This window comes from Streptomyces ureilyticus, assembly GCF_011045025.1.
Taxonomy (GTDB): domain Bacteria; phylum Actinomycetota; class Actinomycetes; order Streptomycetales; family Streptomycetaceae; genus Streptomyces; species Streptomyces ureilyticus.
Genome location: NZ_JAAKZX010000064.1, coordinates 1 through 14,161, shown reverse-complemented (window position 1 = coordinate 14,161; position 14,161 = coordinate 1). Strand labels below are relative to the sequence as shown.

Below are 14,161 nucleotides of genomic sequence, written 5' to 3'. Positions count from 1 at the left end.
GTCAACACCGCCGACCAGCGCAAATCGCTTTGTGAACGGCTTACTGGCGGCCAGCGCGCCGGCCTGTGGGCAGGCGTTCCGCCCGTCTGTGGGCAGGCGTTCCGCAGGGCGGAACGGGTGGGCACAGACCACCCACCGAGCCGCACCCGCCCACGAAACCCAATGTCCAGCGCACCCAAGGCGAACAGTTCCTCCTGCGGAGCTCTATGCGGAGAGCTCCTCCTTCAGCGCATCCCGCAGCCGAGCAGCCCGCTCGGACACCTCGCCAGGCCCCAGGGCGACCGCCCGGTCCGCCCACCGCTGCCCCTCCGCAAGCTCTCCCCGACGCGCGTAGACGAGGGCAAGCCGCAAAGCCGCCCGCCCATGCCCCGCGTCAGCGGCCCGGGTCCACCACAGCGCGGCCTCCGGCTCGCTGCCCTCCCGGGCAAGCAACAGCCCAAGATTGAACGCCCCGTTCCGAGACCCGGCCTCGGCCGCCTCCCGATACCACCGGGCCGCCTCGACGACGTCCCCACGTGCGGACGCCAGCATGCCGACGCGCACCTGGGCCCGCCGGTGCCCCTGGGAGGCAGCCCGCTCGTACCACTCCTCGCACTCGCTCTTCTCGGTCGCCGGCTCCCCCAGCTCATGCGCGGACACGGGCGGGCGCCGGGCGTCGAGCACGGCGGCCAGCCGGTACGCCGCCTCCGCGCTGCCCCCGCCGGCAGCGCAGCGCAGATGCCGCTCGGCCTCCTGCTCGTCGCCGTCCCGCAGCCGCGCGATCCCGACCTGGAGCGCGGCCTCGGTGTGCCCGGCGGCAGCGGCCCGCTCGTACCACCTGAGCGCCGCGGCGTCCTCGCCCCGGCCCGCGTGCAGGATCCCGAGGTTGAACGCGGCGTCGACGCTGCCGGCCTCCGCGGCCTTGGAGAACCAGGGCTCGGCCCCGGCCGCGTCGCCGACCTGGAGCAGCAGGATCGCCAGCGCGTTGGCCGCCTCGCGGTGTCCCGCGTACGCCGCGCGCCGGTACCACTGCTCGGCCTGCCCGGTCCGTCCCTGCTCGGCGCAGAGCAGCGCGAGGTTGTACGCGCCGTTCACATCACCGGCGTCCATCGCGGCGCGGTACCAGCGCTCGGCGGTCTGCGTCTCGCCGCGCTCGGCGTGCAGCGCACCCAGGGCGTTGGCGGCGTTCCCGTCGCCGTCCTGGGCGGCGCGCAGCCACCACACGGCGGCGCTGTCGGTGTCGCCCGCGTCTCGCAGCAGGAACCCGAGCGCGCAGGCGGCGCGTGCCTCGCCGTCCTTGGCGGACGTCAGATACCAGCGTCCGGCCTCCTTCAGCTTCCCGCGCTTCTCCAGGATGACGCCGAGGTGCAGCGCGGCCCTGCGGTGTCCGCGCGCGGCGGCCTGCCGGTACCACTGCTCGGCCTCGGCCATCACGGACAGCCCGGCACTCTTGTCGGCCTTGTCAGCCTTGTCGGTCTTATTGGCCTTGTCGGTGCCGCTCTGTCCCGTGGAGTGTGCGGGCTCTGCGGGTTCGCCGGCGGCAGCCCGCCGGTCCAGGGCGCGGGCGAGCCGGTACGCCGCCTCGCGGTGACCCCGCTCGGCGGCGGCCCGCATCCACTTCTCCGCGGCGCCGTCACCGCGGTGCTCGAGGAGGTCGGCGAGCGCGTACGCACCGAGAGTGTGACCCTGCTCGGCGGACTGGCGCAGCCAGTACTCGGCGGCGGGCTCGTCCCCGCGCTCACGGTGGTGGCGGCCGAGTGCGTGCGCGGCGGCAGCCGATCCGGCGACGGCGGCGATCCGCCACCAGCCGGCGGCCTCGTCGGCGTATCCGCGCTGGTGCAGGAGGACACCCAGGTTGTTGGCGGCGGCGCGGTCACCGGCGGCGGTGGCAGCACGCAGCTGAGGCTCGGCTCCGTCGAGATCGCCGCGGCGCAGCAGCAGGCTTCCGAGGACGCTCATCGCTTCGACGTCGCCGGCTTCGGCGGCGAGCCGATGACGTGCCTCCTCCGCAGCCTCCCCGGTCTCGTCCCGGTCGGAGGGCTGCACAATACGCCCTGTCTCCAACAGAGTTGCCTTGTCCCCCATAACGTCCATCGTCGCACCACCTGCAACCTGGGTACACCTGGTATACCGCAGCCAGTGAGGTCACTTCAGCGTTTTGTCGACATGCCCACAGAGAGACAAGTCAAACACAGATTTCTCAAGTCTCCCCGCATGGAGCGCCCTTTGTTGGGGCAGTCTTGGTCGAATAGGCGAACACACACACGACCCACACATGGCGAAGGGCCCGAATCCCTTGAGGATTCGGGCCCTTCGTCTTCAGTAGCGGGGACAGGATTTGAACCTGCGACCTCTGGGTTATGAGCCCAGCGAGCTACCGAGCTGCTCCACCCCGCGCCGTTGTTCTGCAACCGTATCACGGCGCGGGGTGGGTCTTTCGCTCAGTCAACGGCGGCTGTCGGTCAGCCGCTTGCGCCACTCCCTTCAGTGTTGCCGCCGCCGTTGTCCGCGCCCTCACCACCGGTGTTGTCGGGCTGGGTCCGAGCCTCCGCGGCCCTTTGCAGAGCTTCCTCGAGGTCCTGCTGCGCCCGGCCGTACGCCTCCCAGTCGCCCTTCTTCAGGGCTTCCTGGCTGGCCTCGTATGCCTTCTGGGCGTCGGCGACCGCCTCTTGGACGGTCTGATCACCCTCCGCCGGTGGCGGCTCGGTGGTGTCCTCGCCCTCGTCCGGTGGCGGCTGCGGCGTCGTGTCCTGCACCCCGAAGACCTTGTCCAGCGCTTCGGCGAGGGTGTCCTCGAAGGCGGTGGTGCCTCCGTACGACACCGCGACCTTCTTCAACAGCGGATACTCGGCGCTGCTGCCCTGCACATAGATCGGTTCGACGTAGAGGAATCCTGCGTCCATGGGCACCGCGAGCAGATTGCCGAAGATCATGTTCGACTTCGACGTCTCCGCGTTCCGTGTGAACTCCTGGACCGCCGGGATCGAACTCAACTTGCTCTGCCATTGGACCGGTCCGTCCACCTCGGACTCGCCGGTGACTCTGAGCAGCCGCATTGTGCCGTACCCGCCGCTGCTCGCATCGGCGTCCACCGCCATGTACGCGGCCAGGTTCGGCCGTCCGCTCGGGGTGAAGGTGGTGGTCAGCGAGAACCGTTGCTGGTCGTCGCCGGGCATCTTCAGCGACAGGTAGTACGGCGGTACGGCGACGCTGTCCTGTCGGTTCGTCGGGTCGTTCGGCACCTGCCACACGTCACTCGCGTTGTAGAACTGGTCGGCGTTGGTGACGTGGTAGATGCCCAGTTGCTCACGCTGCACCTTGAACAAGTCCTGCGGGTAGCGCAGATGCTCCTTCAGCTCGGCCGGGATGTCGGCCTTCGCCTTCACCGTGTCCGGGAACGCCTTCTTCCACGTCTTCAGGACCGGGTCCTTCTCGTCCCACGTGTAGAGGTTGACCGATCCGTCGTACGCGTCGACGATCGCCTTCACGGAGTTGCGGATGTAGTTGACCTGGTTCTGCTGGGCGACCACCGCGCGCTGGCTGTCCTCGTTGGTCAGTGCGTCCGTGGTGGTGTCGCCGAGGGTCGTGCGCGAGGCGTACGGATAGCCGTTCGTGGTGGTGTACGCGTCGACCACCCATACGACCCGCTTGCCGATGACGGTCGGGTAGGCGTCGCCGTCGATGGTCAGCCAGGGCGCGACCGCCTCGACGCGCTCCTTGGGCGTGCGGTCGTAGAGGATCTTCGAACCCTCACCGATGGCACCGGAGTACAGCATCTGAGGCTCGCTGAACCGCGCAGCGTACGCTGCGCGGTTCAGCGGGTTCGACAGGTCGATGCCGCCGTTGCCCTTGTACTGGTACGTCTTCTGGCCGCCCGCCTCCTCGTAGTCGAGCTCCTTCTGGGGCCCGCCCACGATCGAGTACTGGGTGGTCTTCTCACCGAAGTAAATGCGCTGCTCGTAGCCCTTGTTGAAGGTGCCGGTGGTGGGCATGCCCTGCTCGGTGAAGTCCGGCGAGCCTTCGGAACCCGGCTTGATCTGTGTGCCCTTGGCGGCGATCGCGCCGTATCCGTGCGTGTAGATGAAGTGCTGGTTGATCCAGTTCTTCTTGTCCACGCGGCTGAGGTTCAGCTCACGGAGACCGATGATCGTGTCCTGGCCGTTGTACCGGTCCACGTCCAGCGTCTTCGGGAACTGGTAGTACTTCCGCTCCTGCTCCAGTTGCTGGAACGTCGGCGAGACCACGTTCGGGTCGTTCAGCCGGTAGCTCGCGACCGAATCGGCCTGAGTACGCTGCTGCTTGGCGTCACTGCCGGTGCCTGTGCCCGAGATGTCATCGATCTTCACGCCGTCGATGCCGTACGCCTTGCGTGTGGCCTCGATGTTCTTCTCGATGTACGAGGTCTCCTTGGCCTGCTCGTTCGGCTTGACCTGGAACTGCTGCACGATCGCCGGGTACAGCCCGCCGATCAGCACCGCAGAGAGAACCAGAAGACCGAAGCCGATCAGCGGCAGCTGCCAGGTGCGCCGCCACAGCGTGGCGAAGAACAGGAGCGCGCAGATCACGGCGATGCAGAACAGGATGGTCTTGGCCGGCAGGTACGCGTTGGCGTCGACGTACCTGAGGCCCGTCCAGTTGTCCGTGGCCTTGAAGTCGCTCGACTTCACGGCGAGTCCGTACCGGTCGAGCCAGTACGCGACCGCCTTCAGGGCGACGAACAGGCCGAGCAGCACGGAGAGATGACCGGTGGCCGCGGCAGTGGCACGCGCGCCGGGGCTGGTGACCCTGAGGCCGCCGTACAGGTAGTGGGTCAGCGCCGCGGCGATCACACCGAGGATCGTGGCGGCGAAGCCGAAGCCCAGCAGGAAGCGGTACCAGGGCAGGTCGAAGGCGTAGAAGGAGACGTCGAGGTGGAACTGGGGGTCCTTCTGATTGAAGGGCACTCCGTTCACCCACATCAGCCACGTACGCCACTGGCCTGACGCGGAGGCGCCCGCGATCAGCCCGACGAGGGCGGTGATCCCGAGCAGGATCCACTTCTTGTACGGGGCCACGCCCATGCGGTAGCGGTCCAGGCTCTGCTGCTCCATCGACATGGCGCTCAGCGGTGGCCTGAGCCGGTGGGCCAGCCAGATGTTCACGCCGACGGCCAGAGCCATCAGCAGACCGAAGACGAAGAACAGCCCGATCTTGGTCCACAGGGTGGTCGTGAAGACTGAGGAGTACTTGACCGACCGATACCAGAGCCAGTCCGTCCAGAACCCCGCGAACATGACGAACGCCATGGCCAGCACGGCCAGTACGCCCAGTGTCATGAGCAGCGTCCGGACGCGCCGGGACGGTCGGCCCACTCTGATCCGTGGCCCCGTCGGGCCTCCGCCGCGGTCCGGCATCTGGAAAGCCAAGGTGTGCACCTCGAAGTTCGGTCTTGGTCTTCGGGCCCTGCGAACACAGGGCCACATCTATGCAACTTACTGATGCTTTACTCGGTTCCCGGTTCGGGGTGCGAACGAGGCAGGATTGTGACCATGTCCAACACCGCCTCCACAGGCACCCCCATGGCGGCCGGCCCGCTGACCCGTGCCGTCCTCGAAATCGACGAGTACGTCTCCGGGCTCGGCTGGGACCAGCCAGCACGGCTCTTCGCGCTGGTCGACACCGCTCAGCTGCGCTCCGAGGAACCGGGTCTCGCGGCGCGTCTCGGTCTCCCCGATGACGCACCCGACGGCGCTCTTACCCCCATCGAACAGGAGGAACTCCCCGCGGGCAGCCCGCTGGACGAGTTTCTCGGCACCATCGCATGGCCGGACGCGGTGGCCGGCTGTGCGCTGTCCGTGGAGCGGCTGATGCTGCCACCGTCCGCGGAGGCGTCCGTTCCGGACGGTCTCGACGAGAAGCGTCTGGCGAAGTGGGTCGCCGAGCATCCCGAGCGCCAGGAGGTCCGGATGACCGTCGGGGTGCTGCGCGGCGGGAAGCGCGAGTCGGCGCTGAGGCTGCGCGAGAAGGACACGGCGACCGAGGTCCTCACCGGCTCCGACCTGGTGCCGGGGCTGGCGGAGGCGCTGGCGGCGACGTTCGCCGAGTAGCACTCGTAGCGCTTGGCGTCGTACTTCATGAGCCGGCTCAGCTCTTCGTGCACTGGGGCAGGTTGTCGGTGTCGCCGCCGCGGATGTCCTCGAGGGCGTTCATCGCGTCGTCAAGGGTGTCGACCTTGATGAGGGTGAGCCCGTCGGGGATGTCCCGGGCGGCTGCCGCGCAGTTGTCCTTGGGCGTCAGGAAGTACGCGGCGCCCTGGGCGCGGGCGCCGACCGTCTTCATTTCGATGCCGCCGATGGGGCCGACCTTGCCGTCGTCGTCGATGGTGCCGGTGCCGGCCACGAACGTGCCGCCGGTGAGGTCGCCCGGGGTGAGTTTGTCGACGATGCCGAGGGCGAACATCAGGCCGGCGCTCGGGCCGCCGACGTCGGCCAGCTTGATGTCGATGGTGAACGGGAAGGTGTGATCGGTCCCGGCCGCGATGCCGACGATCGCGCGCTTCTCGCCCTCGTCGTCCGACTTCGTCGTGGTGATGGTGATGTCCTCGGTCTTCGTCGCCGTCCGCTTCTCCTTCTCGGCGGCGGCCTGCTCCTTGGCGGGCACGACGGTGAAGACGACCTTCTCGCCCGGCTTGTGCTTGGTGACCAGCTTCGCCACCTCGTCGTACGCCTTGACCGGCGTACCGTCCACGGCCTTGATCACATCGCCCGCGTGCAGCTTGCCCTCGGCGGGGCTGTCCTTGAGCACGGAGGAGACGATGGTCCAGGACTTCACCGGGATGTCCCGCTCCTTGAGGGCCGCGACCTTGGCGCTCTCCTGGGACTGGCTGAACTCCTCGGCGTTCTCCTGCGTCGACTGCTCCTCGGTCTTGCCGTCCGGGTAGAGGGTGTCGTGCGGGACCACCTTGTTGTCGTGTGCCAGCCAGCCGTACACGGCCTCGACGAGATTCATCTTGTAGTCGGCGCTCGTGACGCGGACCGTCGTCATGTTGAGGTTGCCGTCCGCCGGGTAGGTCTTGCGGCCGGAGATCTGGAGCACCGGCTCGCCGTCGTGCTCGCCGAGCGTGTTCACCGTCGGACCGGGTGACATCTCCGAGTACGGCACATTGATGAAGACCCCTGCGCACAGGAGCGCGATCAGCATCAGGGTGGAGGCGAGCATCGTCGCGGTGCGGCGTGGCATGGAACGACAGTACGGGACCACCCTGTCAGTGCCCCGTCGGGGCCGCCCGTACGGGACCTCAAGGGGGCCGGGGCGCGAACGCCCCAGGCTGCCCTCGGTGCAGGTGGTCAGGCGTCCGTGGGCGAGTTCTCCATGTGCTGCTCCTCCACGGGCTGCTTCGCCCGCTGCGGCTTCTCCATGGCCTCGCGAAAGCGCATGTAGCCCGCGAGCTCGACGCCGTCCCCAATGGTCCTGCGGTTACGACCGACCCATGTGCCCCACAGTCCGGCACCAATCGCGGCCAAAAGCGGAATCAGCAACCAGGCGAGCGCCGCCATGCCGACCTCCCAACCCCATGAAGCAACCGCAACTGACTGATCAGCAGATTAACCATGCCCGTGTTCAACGCTCATGGCGGGGGTGCGGTTACGCAACCGGAACGCGCGCGCTCACACGGTCAGCAAGCGCCCACCCATTCTTCTGTGCCGTCCGAGAATTTCTGGTGCTTCCAGATGGGCACTTCGTGCTTCAGGTCGTCGATCAGCTTGCGGCAGGCCTCGAAGGCCTCGCCGCGATGGGGGCAGGAGACGGCGACTACGACGGCGAGGTCCCCGACCCTGAGGTCTCCCACCCGGTGAACGGCCGCAAGCGCCCGCACCGGATACTCGGCGACCACCTTCTCGGCTATGCGCCGCATCTCCGCCTCGGCACTGGGATGGCAGGAGTACCCGAGCGCGTCGACGTCCGCTCCCCCGTCGTGGTTCCTGACGGTCCCGACGAACAGCGCGGTCCCACCGGAGGCGTCGTCCCCGACGGCTCGGAAGACCTCGTCCACGGAGAGGGCGGTTTCCCGGATCGCCAACAGCTTGACGGGATCCTGCGCCCCCTGCTCACCGGGGTGATCACTCATAGTTGCCATACGCCCATCGTGCACCACGCCACTGACAACGCGGAACGCAGTTCCTCCGGGCATACGGCCTTGGGACGTGTACGTGCGTCAGATGCGCCGTCGGGCCTTCCGCACCCGGCGGACCACAGCGGCCGTACCGAGCAGTGCGACCGTCGCGCCCGCGGCTCCGGCGGCGGTGGCGTCCTTGCGGCCGAGGCGACGTCCGGCCACCGTGTGCCGCCCGGCGACCTCCTCCAGGAGTTCGGCGAGGACCTCCTCGTTGGTCCACTGCGGGCGCCATCCGGCGTCATGGAGCCGGCTCCCGCTGACCACCCAGGGGTACATCGTGTAGGCGAGGTCTCCGGCCGGCGAGGGTGTGAGCCCGATCCGGTGGAGCCGGGCGGCGGCGCCCAGGGCGACGGCCGAGGGCAGTTCCATCCGGCGGATCCCGCTGAGTTCCTCGACCTCCTCCTGCTCCAGCCAGCCGTCGCAGCCCACGGCCAGCTCCCCGTCGACCTTCTCCAGGACGGCGTACTCCAGGGCACTGCACAGGTCCTCGACGTGGCAGAACTGCCAGGCGGGCCGGGACCCGGCGACGACGAGCAGCCGGGGCGACTCGAAGTAGCGCGTGAGGGCGGTGTCGGTGCCTCCGACGAGCACGGCGGGCCGTACGACGGTGACGTTGAGCCCGGGATGCGCGCGGGGCGCCCGCTTCGCGAGCCGCTCGACCTCCAGGAGGTCGCCGACTCCTGTGGCCTCCGCGGTGGCGCGCAGTTCTGCGTCTTCGGAGAGGGGCAGTTCGTTGTCGGGCAGCGCTCCGTAGACCATCGCCGAGGTGCACAGCACCACCCGGTGCACCCCGGCCGCCGCCGCGGCGGTGAGCACGGTCTGGGTGCCCCGCACGTTGTACGCGGTGCGCGCCGCCGGGTCGGTCTCCAGGTCGAGATCGAGCGCCAGATGGACCACGACGTCCGCGCCGCGCAGCTTTTCGGCGATCACCGGGTCGCGTACGTCAAGGATGTGCCACTGGGCGTCCGCGCACTCACCGCGCCGCTCGTCGATGGCGATGACCTGCTTGATCTCGTCGCTGGCGGCGAGCCGCTCGGTGAGCAGGGCGCCGATACCGTCGGCGGCACCGGTGACCGCGACTACGGGACCGCGTACGGTCGGACTGGTTGAGGGGTTTCGCGCTGCGCGAACCTGTGGATCTGGGGAACTCACCGGGCGTCTCCAGCGGTTGTCTTCAGTAAGGACGCGCGTGACGCGTACGAACCAGGTGGCATCCATCCTGCCGCAGCCCAGGAGTCGGCGAAGCATCGAGGCCCGAACCGGCCGCGGTGTCTACGCTGGGTGGTGTTGTCGGGCAGCCGTGCCGTCGGAGAGAACCGGCGGCCTTAACAGCCGAGGAATCCCGTGAGTGACACCCCATTCGGATTCGGCCTTCCGCCGGAGGAGCCGGACGACGGCGACGAGGGCAAGAAGAAGGACCAGCAGAGCGGTGGTGGCCAGGGACCGGCCAACCCGTTCGGTTTCGGGTTCCCCGGAGCCGGCGGACCCGGCGCCGACAACCCGCTCGCCGCGATGTTCGGTTCCATGAACCCCAATGATCTGGGCGCCGCGTTCCAGCAGCTGGGCCAGATGCTCTCGTACGAGGGCGGCCCGGTGAACTGGGACATGGCCAAGCAGATCGCCCGTCAGACGGTGTCCCAGGGCGCCCCTGACGGCAGCAAGGACTCCAGTGTCGGCCCCGCCGAGCGCTCCGGAGTCGAGGAGGCGGTGCGCCTGGCCGACCTGTGGCTGGACAACGCGACGTCCCTGCCGTCCGGCGCCGGCTCCGCGGTGGCGTGGAGCCGCGCGGAGTGGGTCGAGGCGACCCTTCCGGTGTGGAAGGAGCTCGTCGACCCGGTCGCCGAGCGCGTCGGCGCGGCCATGGGCGATGTGCTTCCCGAGGAGATGCAGGCCATGGCGGGCCCGCTCATCGGGATGATGCGCTCCATGGGCGGCGCCATGTTCGGTACGCAGATCGGGCAGGCCGTCGGCGTGCTCGCGGGCGAGGTGTTCGGCTCGACCGACATCGGCCTGCCGCTCGGCCCGGCCGGCCGGGCCGCGCTGCTTCCGGTGAACATCGAGGCGTTCGGCAAGGACCTCGGCGTGCCGAAGGAGGAGGTGCGGCTGTACCTCGCCCTGCGCGAGGCCGCCCACCAGCGTCTGTTCGCGCATGTGCCATGGCTGCGTTCGCACCTGTTCGGGGCGGTCGAGGGTTACGCGCGCGGGATCAAGGTCGACACGGCCAAGCTGGAGGACGTGGTCGGCCAGCTCGACCCGTCGAACCCGGAGCAGCTTCAGGACGCGCTCCAGCAGGGCATGTTCCAGCCGGAGGACACGCCTGCCCAGAAGGTGGCGCTGGCCCGTCTGGAGACGGCGCTGGCGCTCGTCGAGGGCTGGGTGGACGCGGTCGTGCACGCGGCGGCGAAGCCGCGTCTGTCGTCCGCGGACGCGCTGCGTGAGACGCTGCGGCGCCGCCGTGCGTCGGGCGGTCCTGCCGAGCAGACCTTCGCCACGCTGATCGGTCTGGAGCTGCGCCCGCGCCGGCTGCGGGACGCCTCGCGGCTGTGGGCCTCGCTCACGGACGCGCGCGGTGTCGACGGCCGGGACGCCCTGTGGGCGCACCCGGACATGCTGCCGACCGCCTCCGATCTGGACGACCCGGACGGCTTCGTGCACCGCGAGCAGCTGGACTTCTCCGAGCTGGACAAGATGCTCGGGGAGGCCGCGGGCGGTTCCGCCCAGAAGCCGGACCTCAAGAAGGGCGAGGCCGAGCACGACGACAAGAAGGACGACGACAAGGGCGACGGCGCCGAGTGAGCCTCCATGACGACGCGGTCCTCGTACTGAAGGGCTACGAGGGCCAGGAAGAGCTGCGCCAGGCCTATCTGGATCATCTTCAGGCTCATCCGGACGGCATGTGGAAGGCCTGCGGGGCCGGGCACATCACGGCGAGTGCCCTGGTCATCGATCCGGAGCAGGGGCGTGTGCTGCTGACGCTGCACAAGAAGCTGCGCATGTGGCTGCAGATGGGCGGCCATTGCGAGCCTCAGGACGCGACTCTGGAGGCTGCGGCCCGACGTGAGGCCAAGGAGGAGTCGGGCATCCCTGGTCTGACGCTGCTCCCGGGCGGGCCGGTACGGCTCGACCGGCACCCGATCCCGCCGCCGTGCCACTGTCACTTCGACGTGCAGTACGCGGTGCTGGCGCCGGTCGCCGCGGTCCAGGAGATCAGCGACGAATCGCTCGACCTGCGCTGGTTCGCTTACGACGAGGTGGCGGACGTGGCGGACGACTCCGTGGTGCGACTGCTCGAGGCCACGCGGTCCAGGCTCTGAACCGGTAAGGGGCGGCCGCAATGGCGGCCGCCCCTTACACACGCCTCCTAGGAGACTCAACTCCAGACGTTGCCCTGGTTCTGCCCCCGGGCTCCCTGCTGGCCCACCCCGTACTGGGCGGCGACGCCGGAGCCGATCGTCGCGTTCTGCGGCGGCAGCAGCTCGCTGGGCTGGACGAGCACGTAGCCCTGGCCCATGAAACTGAGCTCCCAGCCCTCACCGGTGTTGCCGCGGCGCCGGAACACTCCGGAGGAGTGTGTCTGGGCCTGCATCTGTACCCGCAGACTCGTCGACCAGGCGACGATCGCGTCGGCGTCGCAGTTCACGAACCGGTCAGGGGTGACCTGCATCATCAGCGGCATCCCCGAGGTCATCAGGGCGGCCTTGCCCCGCCCGGAGATGTTGAGCTGGTACTTGCCGGAGCCGGAGATGCCGTACTGGCTGTCCACGGCGATCACCTCGTGGTGCAGCGAGGAGTCCATGGCAAGGACGTAGCTGCTGTCCACAGTGAGGCCGTCCTGGTCCACGTCCACCACATGGATGTGCTGGGCGAGGTTGGCCAGATAGACGGTGCCCTGTCCATGGCAGCGCATCAGGTCGAGGCCCTCTCCCGTCTGTGCGCGGGAGCGTCGCTGGCCGGAACTCTGGAACTCGGCGTCGAACTCCACCAGCCCCTGGTAGGCGACCATGGTGCCCTTGCGGGCGAGCACGTCGTCGTGGCCCTCCAGGGCGACGCGCAGCATCTGCTTGTTCTGCAGGCTGTAGCGCTCCTGGGACTGCTGCTCGTTGTAGGCGAAAAGCGGGCTCTGCATGATGTGTGGCTCCCCCTCAGCCCCGGACTCGGAGGCGGTCGGTGCTGTCCTCGCTGGGCTGGACGACGACGATGCCCTGTCCGGAGAAGGCCATCTGGAACGCCTCTCCGCTCCCCCGCCCGATCAGCGACCCCGCCTTGAAGGTGCGCTTGCCCTTCACCTTGAGGTTCGGGGACCAGGCGACGAGCGCGTCCGGGTCGACGTACGTCTCGTCCTCACCGCCGCCGCAGTCGACGACGATGGGCTTGCCCCGGGAGGTCAGCGCGACCCAGCCCTGCCCGGAGATCTTGGTGTTCCACATGCCCTGTCCAGCGAATTTCGCCAGTCCCTTGACGCGTTCGACACCCCATTGGAGGTGTGCGTCGAAAGCGAGCAGGTTGGTGGCGTTGACGGAGATTCCGTCGCCGTTGAGGTTGATGACGACCACGTTCGCTCCGTAGTCGGCCAGATAGAGCAGTCCGTCTCCGGAGCACTTCATGAGGGGCGCGCCCTCGCCCGTGGCCCAGTCGCGTGCGATCTGGCGCACAGCGGGCGGATTCGGCTCGTACTGGACGAAACCTTCGTAGGCGACCATCGACCCCACGCGCGCGAGGAGGTCGCTCCCGCTCTGCATGGCGACCTTGAGCATGTGGTTGCCGTGGTTCTCCATGCGTGCGGCAACGGGTGCCGGGGCGAAGCCCGCGAGCTGCTGGTTCATATGACGGGCTCCCTCAGACCTCGTACGGCTGGATGACGATGAAATTGCCGGGCGCGCCGCGGAATTGGAGGTTCACGCTCTCTCCGGTGTCGCCCGGGTAGGCGTTGCGGCGCATCCGCACCTGGCTGGAGACGATCACCTGGGACGCGGCGGACCAGGCGACGACGGCGTTGCAGTCGGCGAACGTCGTCGGCGTGACCGGCAGCACCACAGGCGCTCCCTGCGTCTTGACGATGATCGTGCCGGTCCCCTGGAACTGCATCGTGAACAGCGCGCCTCCGGGGATGCCGTGTCCTTCGATGCGGCGGACCTCGTACTGGAGTGTCTCGTCGAACGCGAGGACGTTCTCCGCGGAGACGCAGATGGCGTCCCCTTGCAGTTCGATGGGGTGCAGCATGGCGGACTTCTCGGCGAGGAACACCTGGCCCTTGCCCGAACAGCGCATCAGCTGCATCTCCTGGCCGGTCGCGTTGCCCACGATCCGGCCGGAGAACCCGGCGCTCTTGTAGCTGAAGTCGACCTTGCCCTGGTAGAGCACCATGCTGCCCTGGCGGGCGAGCACGGGCTGGTCGCCGCCCATGCCGAGGTCGACCCGGACCATCTTCTTGTTCTGCTGGGTCCAGCGCTGGCCGGTGGGCGCCTCCTTGTACGGCTGGAGCGCCGCGGCGACACCGGCACCACCCTGGGGAGCGCCCTGCGGTACCGCGTACCCGGCAGGCGCGCCCGGAGCACCCGGCGCACCGGGCTGTCCCGGGACCTGGCCGAACGGCGGCTGCTGGCCGTACCCCGGAGGCGGGGTCGGCTGGCCATAGCCGGGCGGCGGGGCCGGAGCCTGAGGTGCTTGAGGCTGTCCGTAGCCGGGCGGCAGAGGCGCGCTCGGGGCGGGGGGCTGGCCGTACGGAGGCTGCTGCTGGTCCGGCGGCTGCCCGTAGGGCGCGGGAGCGGGCGCCGGGGGCGGTACGGGAGCGCCGCCGGGCGGGGTCATGGGCGCGGCGATGGTCGGCGCGGCGTGCCGACGCCGCCGTGTGCGGCAGCAGAGCCGACATGAAGTCGTCCCACACCGGTCTCGGCAGGTCATGTCCGGCCCCCTTCGTGAATCCAGCCGGCATGCACGGCTTTGTCGAACTCGCGAGTGAAGTGCGACGGAACACGATCCCGTGCGCGCTGCTGCTGCACGGCCATCCCGGGCTCGAGACGGAGATGC

The 14,161-nt window shown here is 69.0% G+C and carries 11 protein-coding genes, 1 tRNA gene and 1 pseudogene; 3 read left to right on the top strand and 10 right to left on the bottom strand.

Annotated features, from left to right (window positions below; all coding sequences use genetic code 11):
- Nucleotides 1–204: 204 nt before the first annotated feature.
- From G6048_RS20960 to G6048_RS20950, 3 genes are all read right to left on the bottom strand, one after another.
- A complete protein-coding gene (locus G6048_RS20960) occupies nucleotides 205–2,073 on the bottom strand; it encodes a tetratricopeptide repeat protein (RefSeq protein WP_165341108.1) in 1,869 nt (622 codons plus the stop codon).
- Nucleotides 2,074–2,302: 229 nt separating this feature from the next.
- Nucleotides 2,303–2,376: transfer RNA gene (locus G6048_RS20955), tRNA-Met, on the bottom strand.
- A 65-nt stretch (nucleotides 2,377–2,441) separates the two neighbouring features.
- Nucleotides 2,442–5,372 (bottom strand): UPF0182 family membrane protein, encoded by a 2,931-nt coding sequence (locus tag G6048_RS20950; protein ID WP_165341139.1) that lies wholly within the window; start codon nucleotides 5,370–5,372, stop codon nucleotides 2,442–2,444.
- Nucleotides 5,373–5,507: 135 nt separating this feature from the next.
- On the opposite strand from G6048_RS20950, the gene G6048_RS20945 reads away from it, so the two are divergent.
- Nucleotides 5,508–6,065 (top strand): PPA1309 family protein, encoded by a 558-nt coding sequence (locus G6048_RS20945; protein WP_165341107.1) that lies wholly within the window; start codon nucleotides 5,508–5,510, stop codon nucleotides 6,063–6,065.
- Nucleotides 6,066–6,102: 37 nt separating this feature from the next.
- Here the strand turns inward: G6048_RS20945 and G6048_RS20940 are convergent, their stop codons facing one another.
- The 4 genes from G6048_RS20940 to G6048_RS20925 all read right to left on the bottom strand — a co-directional run bounded on the left by G6048_RS20940 (nucleotide 6,103) and on the right by G6048_RS20925 (nucleotide 9,286).
- Complete coding sequence (locus G6048_RS20940) at nucleotides 6,103–7,197, bottom strand: YlbL family protein (RefSeq protein WP_165341106.1); 1,095 nt, start codon at nucleotides 7,195–7,197, stop codon at nucleotides 6,103–6,105.
- Between the two features lie 107 nt (nucleotides 7,198–7,304).
- On the bottom strand, nucleotides 7,305–7,514 hold the full coding sequence (locus G6048_RS20935; RefSeq protein ID WP_165341105.1) for a hypothetical protein: 210 nt from the start codon (nucleotides 7,512–7,514) through the stop codon (nucleotides 7,305–7,307).
- 119 nt (nucleotides 7,515–7,633) lie between these two features.
- Complete coding sequence (locus tag G6048_RS20930; RefSeq protein WP_165341104.1) at nucleotides 7,634–8,095, bottom strand: molybdenum cofactor biosynthesis protein MoaE; 462 nt, start codon at nucleotides 8,093–8,095, stop codon at nucleotides 7,634–7,636.
- Nucleotides 8,096–8,173: 78 nt separating this feature from the next.
- Nucleotides 8,174–9,286, bottom strand: coding sequence for an SDR family oxidoreductase (locus G6048_RS20925; RefSeq protein WP_165341103.1), 1,113 nt, complete (start codon nucleotides 9,284–9,286; stop codon nucleotides 8,174–8,176).
- Between the two features lie 192 nt (nucleotides 9,287–9,478).
- On the opposite strand from G6048_RS20925, the gene G6048_RS20920 reads away from it, so the two are divergent.
- Together G6048_RS20920 and G6048_RS20915 are read left to right on the top strand one after the other, a co-directional pair.
- Entirely contained in the window at nucleotides 9,479–10,930 is a 1,452-nt protein-coding gene (locus tag G6048_RS20920) for a zinc-dependent metalloprotease (protein ID WP_165341102.1), read from the top strand.
- Complete coding sequence (locus G6048_RS20915) at nucleotides 10,927–11,448, top strand: NUDIX hydrolase (protein ID WP_165341101.1); 522 nt, start codon at nucleotides 10,927–10,929, stop codon at nucleotides 11,446–11,448. Before G6048_RS20920 ends, G6048_RS20915 begins: the two co-directional genes overlap by 4 nt.
- A 56-nt stretch (nucleotides 11,449–11,504) precedes the next feature.
- Here G6048_RS20915 and G6048_RS20910 read toward each other — a convergent pair whose 3' ends face one another.
- The 3 genes and pseudogenes from G6048_RS20910 to G6048_RS20900 all read right to left on the bottom strand — a co-directional run.
- Nucleotides 11,505–12,260: an AIM24 family protein gene (locus G6048_RS20910; RefSeq protein WP_165341100.1), complete on the bottom strand. Its 756-nt coding sequence runs from the start codon at nucleotides 12,258–12,260 to the stop codon at nucleotides 11,505–11,507.
- A 16-nt stretch (nucleotides 12,261–12,276) separates the two neighbouring features.
- Entirely contained in the window at nucleotides 12,277–12,957 is a 681-nt protein-coding gene (locus G6048_RS20905; RefSeq protein ID WP_165341099.1) for an AIM24 family protein, read from the bottom strand.
- 13 nt (nucleotides 12,958–12,970) lie between these two features.
- Nucleotides 12,971–13,969, bottom strand: a pseudogene (locus G6048_RS20900) (AIM24 family protein); the annotation flags it as partial.
- Nucleotides 13,970–14,161 lie beyond the last annotated feature (192 nt).